Below are 14,547 nucleotides of genomic sequence, written 5' to 3'. Positions count from 1 at the left end.
TTCGAAAGAAATTGAGTTGATTAAGGAGCGAGGTAAAGCTGCGTTCAATAACCGTTGCCACCCACCAATCCATTCCGCAGCACCGGCACGCCGATCTTGATGTCGAGCCAGAAAGTCCAGCGTTGCGTGGCATACAGAGCACGCTTCACCTAGCCCACCATCTTTCGACGCGACCTACTTCTCTATGCACATTCATGACGAGCTAATTGGAGAGCGACGATGTAACGGTGCGATGCGATCCGACACAAACAATGGACGTCGATGCGACAGTTTGGGCCGCAACGATTCCCGATGCACTACGTAACATCTCCCGCGCAAGCGTCTCGTTGCGGACAATGCCCGCGAGATGTTTTCTCGATCTCAGCCCGAGTCATGCCGACGGGCAACCTACTGTCGACAGTACCTCGATCGTCCGAGTACCTTTGCGAAATCAATATGCAAGGACTATGCCAACATTCCGGCAATCTAATTCGACGTGCTCGACGCCGCGCCGATAATATATTGCGAGCGGCTTTGCAGCGCGCCCAGAGAGGTGCCTTATTCTTTCCCTCGGTGGCACTGGAGGCAGCCTAACAAAGACGAGGTGCCTCATCGATCAAACCAATTGGAGGAAATCTGGCGTAATGTCGGCGTAACGCTCGTGGCTCTGTAACGTGACACGTCTCTTCAGCGCGTACTGCTGCGAACGCTAAAGCCGGAGTTCCTTTGACAGGCATAGCGAACTGCAACGGGAAATGGAAGAAGTATTGCGCGCTTCTTCGCGGCGTGACGAGCATGATGCGCCGCCCCTACACGTAAACCTATGAGATCACCTGTTCCGTCCACAATAGCCGATCGCCCGAGTCCGATGGAATCCGGCCATTCGGAGCGCGCACTACCGTGCATTCACATTACACTCCGCGGCGCGCGGCAAGTCGCATCCGCACCGATTCCAGTTGCGCCGGCAGATGACGCGAACGCAGCCGCCTGCGTGGCAAGGTGACGAAACCGAGTCGCCGGTACAGCGCCGCTGCGCGCGTATTGCTCACGAGCACATCGAGCACGATCTCACGCTCCGGTGCATCAAGACCGCGCTCGCCCGCCTGCGCGCTGCTCAACGCGTGCTCGAATAAGGCGGTGAACACGCCAGACCCGCGCGCCTCGGCGAGCGTCGCGCAATGCGCGAGCTGCGTTTGGGCGCGCTTCGGCTTAGGGAGTTCCGTTTCGAGTACAAGACCGCGCAACAACATGGGCAACGCGCGCAAAGGGCCAAAATGACATAGCAATGTCCACACGACATGCAGGTCGTCGGTGAGGATACGACGACCGTCGTGTGCCGCTAGCACTGCCACAATGTCGCCTTGAGCATCGACAGCCACTTCGTGCCGGCGCCACGAAAAACGTCCACCTCGAAGCGCGAACGCGTATGTCAGAAATGCGACGCACTGCGCGGGCGGTACGCCGAGGAAGAACTCGAACTCGTGCTCGCCCGAGGCAAACGCGAGTGGCGCGCATGCCGCCGCGTCACTCGCGCGCGCGGGACGAAACGATAGCGCACGCATGCCTGCCGCGCGATCGGACAAGATGGAGGCGTCGTTACCGAGTGTCGGTTGCAGATCGCTATCGCACATTTCTTTCTTTCCAGGTCCAGTAGAGAACCATTCCAAAACCAACACATGAGGTCACATTCAGCGGAATCAAAAAATAATGACCGGTGTGAAGTGCAACCACAATCGCCGTCAGCGAATAGAAAAAGGTAAAAACATCTCCCGCCAGCAGGACGGAATCGAGGCGGGGAATGACCGCGCGGTATGCGTTCTTACCCTTTGGCGTACGGTGAAAATCTTCATGAATACCCAAAGACGCCCGCACGCCGCCAGCGAAATAATACCAGGCCATCGGCAAAAACATGGCGATATAGCGGTAGGTATTCCACAGGTCCTGCAGGAAACTCGTTTTAGCGTCGAATCTTGCGCCTTTGCGCGCACCGAACGCGTTGACGAGTGCCCAGATCCCGACGAGCACAAAGAACATCAATGTGCCCAGGCGCATGCTTTTCTCACCGAAATGAACGAGGACCGTCAACGGCAAACTCAGCATGATCAGCACATAGATCGAAGCCAGCAGCACGGAAGAGAACATCATGGAAAAGGCATGCATTCTTTTTATCAGCGGCATGCGTTGCAGGAGCATCTCCTTCGCATATTTGAATCCGCTGTGAATCAAGCCGCGTCCCCAGCGCTCGCGCTGAATGCGAAATGCGCTGATGGATTCCGGTAGCAGCGACATGGAAACCACATCACGCAAGTAGGCATATTTCCAGTGGCCGAATTGAGCCCGGTAACCGAGGTCTACGTCTTCCGTAACCGTCGACGTGCTCCAGCCGCCGAGAGCGTCGACGCACGCTTTACGCCACACGCACGAACTTCCGCTGAGCGAAGCCATATCGCCGTCTTCACTTAAGCCGACCGTCACGTATTGCTGATGACCCATTTCCATAGCTTGAAAGCGCGTCAGGAACGATACATCGCGATTTTCGTAGCCGATCCCTGTCTGCAGGAATCCCAGTTCCGGATCCTTGAAGCAAGGTATGGTTTTCAGCAGAAAGTCGACTGGCGGCACAAAGTCCGCGTCGAAGACGGCAAAGAATTCGCCCGAAGACTGCTGGATGCCATTGACCAGATTTCCCGCCTTGTTACCTTTGCGGTTCGGGCGTTTGATAAAAAGGACATTGACGCCTTGGGTTGCATAGTGGTCGACTTTGGAACGCGCAAGCACGGTGGTCTTATCCGACGAATCGTCGAGCACCAGAATTTGCAGCGCCTCCGCCGGGTAGCGCAATCGACAGGCAGCATCGATCAGCCGCTCGACCACGTCGGACTCGTTGCAGATAGGCAGCAAAACACTCACCGACGGCCAAAGCTTCGATTCGTGTACGGCGTGACACGCGAGCGACGTCAATTTGCGCTGCTCGACATTCCGCGAGATCAGAAAGACGCGCAGTTCGAGCACGACGTACAGCGCAAAATAGACCACCACGATCAGGAAAACCGACTGAAGAAGCCAGGAAAACAACGCAAGCATCGCGATCAGTTCCTCAAAGCTTCACGACGGCGCAAATCTCTTCCAACCGATGTGCCCAGGTGTGGTTTTGCCGTACATAGATCGCCCCTGCCTCGGCGCGATCCCTGTCTTCCTGCGAAGGGCCGTGCCGGAGCCGGGCAAACAGTTCTCGCGCCTCTTCATGCGTATTCATTACGTGGCAAAAGTCGCGAAAGTACCGATCGACGGCACGACCGGCGTTCGTCACAGCAATGCCGCCACAGGCCAGAATTTCGACCAACCGGCGCGAAAACATGGTCTCCGAACTCGTCACCGAATTGACGTTGAGCGAGACGGCATGCGTTTTATAGATAAGTGCCGTTTCCCGGTGAGGCATTTTTCCATGCACACGCAACTGGTTCTTCTTCGGAAAGCGGAACTCGAGGTGCCGGGACAACCTGTCATGATTCCGGTCGAATACGTTGATCCGCATATGATTCTGCTCGCAGATGTCGAACACCATGTCGAGAAAACGGCGCCGCTCGTTCAGAATGCGCCGATAGTAACTGCCCGTAAAGCAGACCTCGTTGCGCGTGAAATTAAAACCCGTAAAGCTGTGAAAAGCCGGCTGATACGGCATGATCAGCGTATTCACCGGCACCTGCGCGGGCACCTGCCGCCGATACCGGTCGAGACACTCCGCGTCCGTCGTGAAGACGTAATCGAACACCTTTGCCACATCAATGAACGCGTCGAAGAAAGGGCCGTCGTCCTTGTTCCAGAAAACAGTTGGAATGCCCGCCTGTTTGGCGAAGTTAACGAGGCGGAAAATTGCCTTGGGTTTCGTCAGGCGTAAAGCTCTGGGCTGCTTCGCCAGTTCGTAGCGCCAACTGCCGTCCACGCCGTGAAACGCAGACTCGACAAGGACGAGATCAGGTTTCCAGTTGCCAATGACGTCCTTGTAATTGGCAGGCGTCATGGTCCTTATCCGGCACTCCGCGGAGAGACAATCGGCCGTGAAATAATCTGCGACCAGCGCGATTTTCAACTGGCCAAAGCGCCCGTCCCGCGCTGTATCCTCCGAAACCTTCGGATAGTCGTAGACGAGTGAACCCAATTTTCTAATGACTCTGCCGACCATTCAGCCCATCCCCGCACTGTGAGGCAGTGCCTGCATGACAAAATCGCACCAGTTGCGCTGCGTAGTCGCATATTCTTTTGCACGCTCGCCGAATGCGGTCAGCGCCGTACGATCGGCGAGTGCCGAGTCGATCACACGTGCTAAATCTGCCGCATCGCCAGCCTTGAAAAACCAGCCCGCTGGGTTCGCGCCCATTTCGTCGCGAAATACCGGCAAATCGGGAACAATAACCGGCTTGCCCATTGCCATAGCCTCTACCAGCTTAATGGGCGGCACGATCTCGCAGACCTGGAACGGCTTGCGCGGCAGGCACACGAGTGCGCACTGACCAATCATCTCATGCGCCTTTGCCGGCGACATCCGGCCAAAAAAACGTATCTGCCCGGACAATCCCTGGCGCTGTACTTGAGCCTCGAGTGCTGCACGCGCCTCCCCATCTCCAGCAAGATAGACCTTCAACGGCTCTCCGCGGGTACGCAAGAGCGCCACGGCGTCGATCAATGTATCCAGACCTTCGTAGGCCATCAACGAGCCTGCATAGCCAATCGTGTTCGGCTCGACGTCCTGCGCAGGCAGGGACGAAAAGCGCATGGGCTCTATGCAGTTCGGCAACAGGAACACACGTTCCTCGGCAATTCCCCAACGGTCCCGGGCGAAGCGGCCCAACTGCTCCGAGATCACGAACAACCGGTCAGCATGCTGCGCAACCAGTCCTTCCAGTTGCAGTCCTTGTTTGAAACCCTCTCTTTCCTCGTAAAGCGGCGTACGTGAAATCCGGGTGAGTTCCCACAGCCCGCGCATTTCGTACTGGAAGGGGATCCCCAACTGGCGAGCGGCCAGCAGTGCCGGCAACGCATTGACATGGTTGGACGCGGCATGGATCACCGACACCCTGTGGTGTTTAGCCCAGTGGGCCACGACACGCGCCGCCTGCATGGCATAGAGCAGAACCGGCCGGTTATTGGCCGGCCCCGCTACATGCAGATAACGCACCTCGCCAACCTGCGTCTCATTGCCCGCGGCGTCGTGCAGGCGATCGAAACGGTCGCCGGGATAACCCGGCCTTGTCAATGCATGCACGCGGCCGCCCGCCGAACCGAGTGCCCGAATGACCTCATGCGTGCGCGTCGTGTAACCACTCGTGTGGTACGGCAAGGCGCTCGCAGCCACGTACAGCATGCTTGCCGAGTCTGGCTGGAACGGCATCGCGCCAACGGGCTGCCTCAACTTGCGCTCCAGCGCACGGACGGTGATCCAGCGATTCAAGGCCAGGACCGGTTCGCTTACGAACGTTTGCACGGAATCTAACGCGCCGCTCATGCCCGTACTTTCCCGGACTGATTCAATTCCGCCAGTGCGAGATCGACCGTATGCGTGGTCTTGATCTTGCCGCGCGCGTGCAGATCAAGAAATTCCGCAGTCGTGATGACGTCGTAATCTTTGGTCAGCCGCGACAGCAGTTTTCTGTATCCCTCGGTGCGTTGATCGTTGCGGTAAGTCGCGTAACCCTTCTCGTCCCAATACAGCAACGACCAGGAATGCAGCAGAAAAATGGAAAACGTCGGGCTACCGCTCAGTGCGTCGAACAGCAACTTGCCCCACCAGGGGCGAAAGCGGAAATAGGACGATTCCGGATAGGTCAAGCGAGCCCACCATTCGTCTTTGCCGACCTTCGGCAGGATTCTCTTCTCCGTCATGGGTAATTCGATCACGCCATTCGACCACATGTACGGCAGATTCGTCTGTTCGCTGTAGACACACTGCCCTGCATGGACGGCGCAAACGGAATTATTGAACGACAACTGCACGCCCGCGGTTTTGAGCGCGCGAATCGTGCACGCATTCCAGCGAAACGAACCTGCCCGGTGCGCCAGCACCGGTTTGCCGGTTTCCTTCGAAAGCAGTTCGCCGAAATGTTTGATGACGAACTCAGCGCGCGCGTCCTCGGTATATTGATTCATATATTGCGGCCGGCGCGCAAGACCATGCTCGGCCCAAAAGGTATCAGGCAAATACTCCGGATGGGTGTGAAGCTGAACGTCCTGACCAACGGAATCCAACCACCGCACGACCTCCAGCGTTTCGTCGAGGTACGACCACGCGCCGCATTGATCGACGAAAAAAACGTGCTTGACGCCGAACTCATCGCCAATCGAGGCCATTTCCCTGATCCCCGCCGTTCCTCCTTCATGCTCGCCCCACATCAATCGCTTGACGTGATCATGCGATGCACGTTTTGGCAACGCTTCGGTATCCACCGTCAATAGGGCGTAGCGATTCTTTTCCGTCATTCTCAACTCACTTTCAGCACTGCATTCCACTCCGACTCGCTTGCCAGTCCCGCGCTAAGCGGAACGATGCAGGCATTGCGATAGCGCCACGCAAGGTAGGTCTGCTTTCTCTGCTTATAGGATTGCCCTTCGCCGCTCAGGTTCGGGAGATACTCCACGAGCCATCCCAGCCGCGAAAAATAGGCAAAATCCGCGACATCCGTCACCAGCACTGCGGCTATGCCTTCTTCACTCTGCAGCCTCGTCGAGAAACCCTCGCATGCTGCGCGTAACACTTCACGATCCGCGCCGATAGCCCAGATCAACCACGTCTTTGCATTGGCCGTAACAGCTCGGTGCTTGAGAGTGGACATCCACGGATAGAGACTCACATGCGGAGAAATCAGACCCGCGGCCGACATCAGGCGACGTATCCGTCGCCATACCCGTTCTTGAAAAGTGGACGGAGGCTTTTTTCCCAACAGATCGTAACGCGCGAGCAAATCCCATTCGGGCCTGGCCGCGAGCGTCCTCAACTGTCGTCTCAATGCTTTGGTTTCGGCGATCACGCTCAATGGTTGTACTCCCTGCGCGCGGCTAAACCCAGAATTTCTTTTGCGGCCAACGAAGCGCCGTTCATGGGAATGTCCGCGTTATTCGTCCGCGCGGAGTTCAGCAAGTCGAGCAGTTCGCGCAACGCATCATTGCGCTGCTCTTCCGTTTCGCAGGCGGAGACGACAGCCGGCATCACCTGCGCCAGCATCTGTGCTCGACGGACCTGGTCGTCCGCCAATTCAGCATTGGGGACCAGCAGCGAAGGAATGCCCGACTGAACCAATTCACAACAGGTGTTGTATCCAGCAGCTCCAACGAACGCGTCGAAGGCGCGCAGATAGCGCGCTAACGGATAGACCGAGAGGGAGCGTACGCTTGACGGCAACGCGACGTCTTGCACCGAAATGGGCGCGCGGGCCCAGACCACCTGAAAGCCGGCGGATTCGAAAACTCGAATCAGACCCTGCCCGATACCCGTGACATCTTTAAGATTTCCCGCTCCTAGAGCGAAGAGCACGATAGCCCCCCCCTGTGCCAGGCCCAACGCTTCTCTCGCCGTGGCACGGTCGAGCAACTCATCGTCTTCCAGCAAACATACCGGCGGAACGACTATCCGCTCGCCGCCACCAGCAAGTGCCGACCTGCTTTCGTGGGCCCCCAGTTCGCCCGGCTGGATGACGAGATCGAACAACGCTTCGTCTATCGGCACCGTTTTCGTGGCTGCCTTGAACAAACCGCGATTGGACCAGACCAGAGTCGGCGAGCCATACGCTTCACAGGCATACAGAAAACCCTGAAACGGCCAGGTTCCGTCAAACACGATCACATCGGGGCGAACGCGTTCGAGTACGAGGCCGAATCGAACTGCCAACTCGCTATTCCAGGCAAAGGTCGAACTCGTCGACCAATAAGGAGACACGAAGTAATCCGCCTCGAATCCCATTTCGTCGATGATGTCGATCGCCGATGCCAGCGAAAAGAAAAAGGGGCGAGCCTGCCCCCGCAAGCGCCGCGCATACGCTAGACAACGATTCAGATGGCCCATGCCCGAGCCGTTCACGTTGAAGAACAGGATGCGCGGGAGCGTTACGGCAGAACTTTCCAGCCGCGCCGGACTTTGGTCACTCATGCATTGCCACCGAACAGGTCATGGGTATAAACATCGTCTGCTACGTCGACGAGATGGTTCGTCATGCGCCTCGACACGATCGAATCCGCACACCATTTTAATTCGGGCGAATCGCTGACCACCATCGAATTGAAGAAGGTCGATTCGTACATAGCCGGTTCATCCATGATGACCTGCCCCGCCTTCGCCTGGATGCATTTCATGAAACCCTGAATACTCGACACGCGGAAATTGTCGGATTCCGTTTTCATGACCCGCCGATAGATGGTCGCCACCTTCGGGTCCGTCGTGTCTTCGGGCAGACAATAGCCGCCGCAATCGAAGCGTGGGCTGTTGTAGCGGGCACCGATGCGCGGGCCAAGGCATACGCCGTTGATGATCTGATGTGGATTCAGACCGTGCTGGACAGCATGGGTGTCGAGTTCGTTGAAATAGGCAACGCGCATGGCAAGGTAGGCATTGGAGCAAAGCTTGATCGCTTCGGCCTCCGTGCTGTCAATAAACAACGTTGTAATATCCCGTTTAATGGCCCCTCTCCTCAACAGATCGGCGTGATCTTGGTCGGTCGGCGTCGCGATGATGACGTAATCGGCACCGGCAAACGCCTCCTCTTTATCCAGCGTGGCGCGGAGGTTGAGAGGCTTGTGCGCCAGAAAATCTTCGAGTTCGGTGTCCTTGATCGCGGATTGTTTGTGGTTGAGCAACGCCTCCTTTTCACGGACGATGTCCAGAGCGGTGACCTCGTTGTGCTGAGCAAGGAGTACGGCGAGAGAAAGGCCGACGTAGCCGGTGCTGGCGATCGCGATTTTCATAAACATTTCTCACAGGCAATTAGGGGTTCAAGTTGTTTGTTCGCCTCAGACACTGACTCGGCTTCGAACTGCCCATCAATCAAAAAACCCGTGCCGCCGTTTCCATATCTGCATCCACTGATCGCCCCACTGCTGCCAAATGAAGGCCAAGTGACCGCCCGTCAGACCACGTTACCGGACGCACAAGAATCATCTAGGCGCCGAAAACGCGACTTGTACGAATCACGTACGTTAGCGGACGATAGGAGAAAAATCATGAAAATAAGATTTAAACTCCAATCTGATCTAGATTTGCGCAGGAAGTGGATATGGCCCGCGGGATCTAACCGGCTTTGCACGGTCCGAGTCTTCTTCGATTAGGGCTAACGCTCGCTGAAGCGTCGGCAAATCAACCTCGAAATCGTTTCGGTGATACAACCTGTGGACGTTAGTGCTCAAGGGTCCACGAACTTCATACCAGCACATTCCTCCCAAAGCCGCGAGGTCGTAGAAAAACATGTCGTCCCAATGAGCAGGAATCATGGGAAGAATGGCCGTACCTGAGCGCGCAAATGCGATGTTCGTCAAAGCCGAACCCAAAGGGCCAGCAATTACGGAAGCTGAAGAAAACAACTCCACCTGGCCAGAAAAATCATATTCCGAGACACGAATGTATTCAAAGCCATGCTTGCCAAGCAGAGACATAACCTCGTCCTCATTATGCACACGACGGTCCGCTACATCATGGCGCGTTACATAGATTCGACGACCGCTCGTCCGTGCTCCAAGCCGTCCTGACAGTTCGCGAAAACATTCAAAAATGGCTGGCGCTTTTCGGTCTGTGGGACCCATCTTGGTGACGTAGCGCAGCCTGGGAATACGCATCCCCCCTTCGGGAAGAGAAATGACAGACCCATAAGCGATCCCGGCGAGTTCAAGCGACTGCTGGATCGCCTTCCACATGCCGGATGGCTGACCGTCATGGGGGGATGCAAAGTTCGCAGGCATCAAAATGCTGGCGTTCGGAGGAATTTCGCTCCGCGCGGCGTAAAGACGAGGCAAAATTTCGGCAAGCCAATGCCCATAATACTGAATACCATAACGGGTGGTGCATACTGCGAACTCGACCGGTGAATTGACAATGCCTGAGAGGTTGACTTCCCATGCATCACTGTCAACCGGACTCAGTAGCTTATAGCGCTGCCGCTGCTTCACGACCACCCCGGGAACGGTATCTTTTACAATGCAACCATCGACAATGATGGTTCCGTCCAACAGGACAATAGCGTCACATAGATCCACGCATATACATGGATCAACCGAAATTTTCCGATTTTTATATTGCGACTCGAGATATTCAGATCTATCAAACTTAAACTCACTTAAGTTCGTAAACCGTGCTATAGATGGCCGCAGATAATCGACAGCCGGCGAAAGTAATTTATACTCAAGCCCTTTCTCTTTGACAATTTCAAATATTCCTTTTACTTCGCAGCGCATCGCAAACCTTCCAATAGTGAGTAGCGTAAGCAATTTTTCATCGACTTAGGTTCATCAGGATCGTTTCTTTTGAACCAAACATCGCAATCACTAACCCGAAGATTATGGAGTTTTTACCAATCCTGCTGGCGCTCCCCAAACACATTTCGGGTAAACGGTTAATAAACTATCGTAGTTATTTAAGACGGGAATCTCACCGCGAGCCACCAAAATGCGGATAATTTTGGTGTTCTCACTATCCGGAAAGCGTTTGACATAAGGGATAATCCATCCCAGCTGCACCATATCTCTTTGAGGCTTCATAAAATAGAGCGCCTGCTTTCCGCTCGGCTGAGCGGCGTCAGTTGGCGCAACATTGGCCGCTGCATAGGGCGCAATCAAATTTTCGTTTTGCAACGCATCAAGCCAGAATTTTATAGCCGCATGAATATCTCCGTTCTGACCTTTATACGCATAAAGGTCCGTACCATTTACGAGTCCAGTTTCCGCAACAAGTACCAGCAAACCAATAGCGTCATTTTCGTATTTCAACGCGGACTGACCACGTTGAGATTCTGCCGGAAAACTTCCGTCTGCCCTCATGGTATCGATATAAGCGCGATAGACCCTCTCCGCCGGGCTTGTCAGTGACGGGTCCGACGTCGTAATGCCCACTTCTAACTGGGTAACTGCAGAATTCAGAACCAGATTTTGTGCAAGTTGAGATTCGCTCTCTTTTCCCGATATATGCGAGTATTCCTGCGCGCGGCGACGCATCCAGTCGAATACGGTGCTGCGATCAGTCAGTGTGATTAGATTATGCCGTCGCAGTATCGACGTATAAATGGCGATAGGCCTGAGCGTGCTGTTACCCGACAACTCGCCCGTGACGAGCGACGATTGGCTATCTTTATGCTTTTCGCGATCAAAACGCAAGGCGTCTGTGTCAGCCAGTTTCCCAACCCAATCGGAGAATTGCTTGCAAGCGGCATGGTCGCCCGTCATACAAGCAGAACCTAGATTTGCCAGCGGATACGCAATGGATACGACGGGTGCAAAAAGCTGCTCGGAGCCGAAGTTTCGACCTGGCGTACCATGTATCACTACCGGGAATAGCTCCGGCAGAACTTCCTGCTTTACAGGAACGGGAAGTGCGGCGAAACAACTCTTCGCCCAATCCTCTTGATTGTGGAAAATATCTTTCGAATCACTTGCCGTGGCAAGAGGAGCACCGGTGATCAACATCAAAATAAACAGATGTTTCGACTGCCGCCCGTTGAGCAACATGCCAAGAAAATTAAACATATAAAAATCCCTGAAAATTTATACGCTACTAGCGAATAAGGCCGCCGACAATCTTCGAGCTTACGCTGCGACGAACGCTAAGCATCCCTGGCCCATCTTGACGTTCAATCTCGAAAAAAACGTCGCGGCACATCATTAGCGAGCAGCTAACAGTTCGTCCACATGGTTTTCAAATATTTCGCCAAGTAATTCATCCACGTGGTTTTCAAATCTTTTGTGCCAGCTATTCTGCTGAACATAACCAAGCATATTCTCAGAATCGATTTTTCCATTTTGCAAAATAGCGGAGATCTGACTTAGAAAGTCATCGTGAGAGCCAGCGATACGCAACGCGCGCGCCCCACGATCAACGTTGAATATCTCCGTGGAGATGATCGGCACATTCCATGACAGGTAAACATATAGCTTCAGTGGGTTCATGTTTTGCGTCATTTCAAGATTCAAATGAGGAATAATCCCCACATCGAATCGGGAGACCCAGGCACCCACTTCATCGTAAGGCACCACTCCTGCCAGCCGCACGTTAGGATACTGCTTGAGCCGCAGTACATCGGGATTCGAATGTGTCGAACCTATAAGCACGATCTGACAATCTGCAAAACGTTTCGCGATTTTCTCCAGAAGAGGAATATCGATCTTCTTCTCAAGATTTCCCACGAAACCTATAGTTTTCCCGCTCCATGACTTGAACGCCTCGAATTCCGCGCTATCTCTCGGTTCCATTTTAGACGGATTTGCGTCACAACCATTCGGGACAAGACGAATTGCGGGGTAAAACGGCTTCATGGCGCCGACCATCGGTTCGCAATTGACAAAAGCCATATCAGCCTTTGCCAACGTGAGCCTGTAATTATCCGTCAGACGCTGATGCTCGGCAGCCGAGACGTCTGGCCACGCCCGGTGGTCATCCACGACGTCAACCACAACTTTCATCGGCTTGAAATAGTCGATAAGTGCCGGCGCAGAGTAATTCTTCGGGTAAATCCAGAAGATCGATTCGGCCGCATTCACCCCTTCCCGCTTCAAAACATCGCTGACGTACGGGAAATATCCATCATGCAAATCCGGCTTCATAAGCTCTGAATCATTGCGTCTATATTTGCCGGGAGGATAGACGAACACGTTGTACGAGGTCTTCTGTGAGTCGTGTTTTCCCAACAATTTTTCATAGGTACTCACGTAGATCCAGCGATGCTGACTGGCTTCATCACGTGATTGTTGACGCTGAATTAAATCAAACTCAGATATGGGTGCATCGAAAATAACCACTTTACGCACGTCGGATCGCGACGAGAGGTATTTTATTACCATGTCGTGACGACGGCCGTATAGCTTCGTATCATTTTGTTTCCAGAACAATACGATGTCAAAACCGTGCTCGCGAGGTTCCGAAGCAGCCACCTTATGCGCACTTAACGCGTGCCGCATTACTGAATGAAATCCGTTCGCCCATGGGCCGCCCCCTCCCGTATTGCGTGACAGGGACTGTTGAAATAACTGCCGTAATTGGCCGGCGGCGGCGGTGTAACTATAGCGATCAAGAAATTTTCCGCGAACGTCGTCCTGCCACTGCTGGATTCTCTCTTTCTTTCCCGCCAGACGCTCCAGCGCAGCGGGTATACCATTGACACTGACATGCTCTGCAACCTGATCCTCAACCAATTGCATCAGCGGCTGCGTATTGCTGACTAATAAGGGGATGCCCATTGCGACAGCGTCAATCGCCTTTGCAGGAAGTTGAAACTTGGAAATTGCATGCTCTTCGTCCTGGGGCAGACAAACAATGTCAGCCATGGCGAGGATTTCCGGGATAGCAGTGAAAGGCTGGTTGGGAAGATAAATAATTCGCCCCATAGCCAATCGGTCCAACTGGGCATAAACGCTTTTGTCGGTCGGGGTGCCTACTAAAACCAGCCGAAAACCTGGATCGGCCACCTTGCTCACCGCCTCGGCGAGAATGTTGATTCCTTTGTGGACACGCGGTGTTCCAAAAAATAAAACAACCTTAGTATCGACTGGGACGCCGTACTGAATGCGAATCTTTAGCTTGTCGTATTTCGATGGGTCGAATTTGTTTTCATCCCTTACATGCGGGACGATTACTCCACCAAATTTCTTCTGTAAGGCGACGTTCGATACAAGAATTCCGTCTGCGACTTTGCAGAGGCTCTCCGTGAATCGCGTCCACAATTCCGCATAAGGCTCGGTGACATTGGCTATCTCGCCGGCAGGTAAAGATAACAGATCCTGCGCATTCAGCTCATTCTGGTTTTTAAAAAATGAAAGCTCGTGATCGTCCACATCAATGATGAGCGGACAGCCCCATTTCTCCTTGATCATCATGCCAAGTGCGACAGAGGGCAGACGCGGCTTGCACGCAATGACAATGTCTGGTTTAATGCGCGCCGAAATGCGCTCAAGGCTCTGATGAAACTCCGGCAGGTTGGAACCGGGCAAGGTAACAACTGGAAGTCGGCCTTCGCGAACAGGTTCCCATACATTGCTGCCGTATTTAGGAAATTGGAAACCCACTAGCAGCGAGTGTCGGGCAATACGCTCGACCACCTCGGCAAGCATATAGGATCGCCCTAAACAGTTGTGGCCGACGTCCCACGTGATGATTAGAACCGTAATCGGCAGCTTTCTGACGATTGACGGAACCACATTGTTCTCAGTTTTCTTTTCTGCGCCAACAGGAGGAGTCAGCTCGTACCCACGCCTGCGCATCAACTCAATGTTGAAGTTGATAACGCTTGCCAATTCTGGCATAGCTTCGATCGCTGCCTGATAGGATTTATAAGCAGTTTCATAATCGAGCCCGACAAATTCCTTGTTCGCCTTTTTTAGTAGATTCAC

At 54.1% G+C, this 14,547-nt stretch carries 11 protein-coding genes; all 11 read right to left on the bottom strand.

What is annotated here, in order from left to right; translation table 11 throughout:
- Window positions 1-890: 890 nt before the first annotated feature.
- Window positions 891-1,541, bottom strand: a complete 651-nt coding sequence (locus PQQ95_RS11255; RefSeq protein ID WP_408437474.1) for a GNAT family N-acetyltransferase — start codon at window positions 1,539-1,541, stop codon at window positions 891-893.
- A gap of 58 nt (window positions 1,542-1,599) precedes the next feature.
- On the bottom strand, window positions 1,600-3,063 hold the full coding sequence (locus tag PQQ95_RS11250; protein ID WP_408437449.1) for a glycosyltransferase: 1,464 nt from the start codon (window positions 3,061-3,063) through the stop codon (window positions 1,600-1,602).
- 13 nt (window positions 3,064-3,076) lie between these two features.
- A complete protein-coding gene (locus PQQ95_RS11245; RefSeq protein ID WP_408437448.1) occupies window positions 3,077-4,069 on the bottom strand; it encodes a CgeB family protein in 993 nt (330 codons plus the stop codon).
- A gap of 93 nt (window positions 4,070-4,162) precedes the next feature.
- On the bottom strand, window positions 4,163-5,428 hold the full coding sequence (locus PQQ95_RS11240) for a glycosyltransferase family 4 protein (RefSeq protein WP_408437447.1): 1,266 nt from the start codon (window positions 5,426-5,428) through the stop codon (window positions 4,163-4,165).
- Between the two features lie 50 nt (window positions 5,429-5,478).
- Window positions 5,479-6,453: a polysaccharide deacetylase family protein gene (locus tag PQQ95_RS11235; RefSeq protein WP_408300451.1), complete on the bottom strand. Its 975-nt coding sequence runs from the start codon at window positions 6,451-6,453 to the stop codon at window positions 5,479-5,481.
- Between the two features lie 2 nt (window positions 6,454-6,455).
- Window positions 6,456-7,007: a hypothetical protein gene (locus tag PQQ95_RS11230; protein WP_408437446.1), complete on the bottom strand. Its 552-nt coding sequence runs from the start codon at window positions 7,005-7,007 to the stop codon at window positions 6,456-6,458.
- Window positions 7,004-8,116, bottom strand: coding sequence for a glycosyltransferase (locus tag PQQ95_RS11225; protein ID WP_408437445.1), 1,113 nt, complete (start codon window positions 8,114-8,116; stop codon window positions 7,004-7,006). The genes PQQ95_RS11230 and PQQ95_RS11225 overlap by 4 nt, the downstream gene beginning before the upstream one ends.
- The gene (locus PQQ95_RS11220; RefSeq protein ID WP_408437444.1) at window positions 8,113-8,928 is read right to left on the bottom strand and encodes a UDP-glucose 6-dehydrogenase family protein; all 816 of its coding nucleotides are present in this window, start codon (window positions 8,926-8,928) and stop codon (window positions 8,113-8,115) included. The genes PQQ95_RS11225 and PQQ95_RS11220 overlap by 4 nt, the downstream gene beginning before the upstream one ends.
- A 285-nt stretch (window positions 8,929-9,213) precedes the next feature.
- Entirely contained in the window at window positions 9,214-10,407 is a 1,194-nt protein-coding gene (locus tag PQQ95_RS11215; protein WP_408437443.1) for a glycosyltransferase family 61 protein, read from the bottom strand.
- Between the two features lie 102 nt (window positions 10,408-10,509).
- The gene (locus tag PQQ95_RS11210; RefSeq protein WP_408437442.1) at window positions 10,510-11,691 is read right to left on the bottom strand and encodes an alginate lyase family protein; all 1,182 of its coding nucleotides are present in this window, start codon (window positions 11,689-11,691) and stop codon (window positions 10,510-10,512) included.
- Between the two features lie 135 nt (window positions 11,692-11,826).
- Entirely contained in the window at window positions 11,827-14,547 is a 2,721-nt protein-coding gene (locus tag PQQ95_RS11205; protein ID WP_408437441.1) for a glycosyltransferase family 4 protein, read from the bottom strand.

It is taken from the genome of Paraburkholderia caffeinilytica (assembly GCF_046030355.1).
In the GTDB taxonomy this organism is placed as follows: Bacteria; Pseudomonadota; Gammaproteobacteria; order Burkholderiales; family Burkholderiaceae; genus Paraburkholderia; species Paraburkholderia caffeinilytica_B.
Note: the sequence above shows the minus strand (reverse complement) of the source record. Positions and strands in the feature narration are given on the sequence as shown.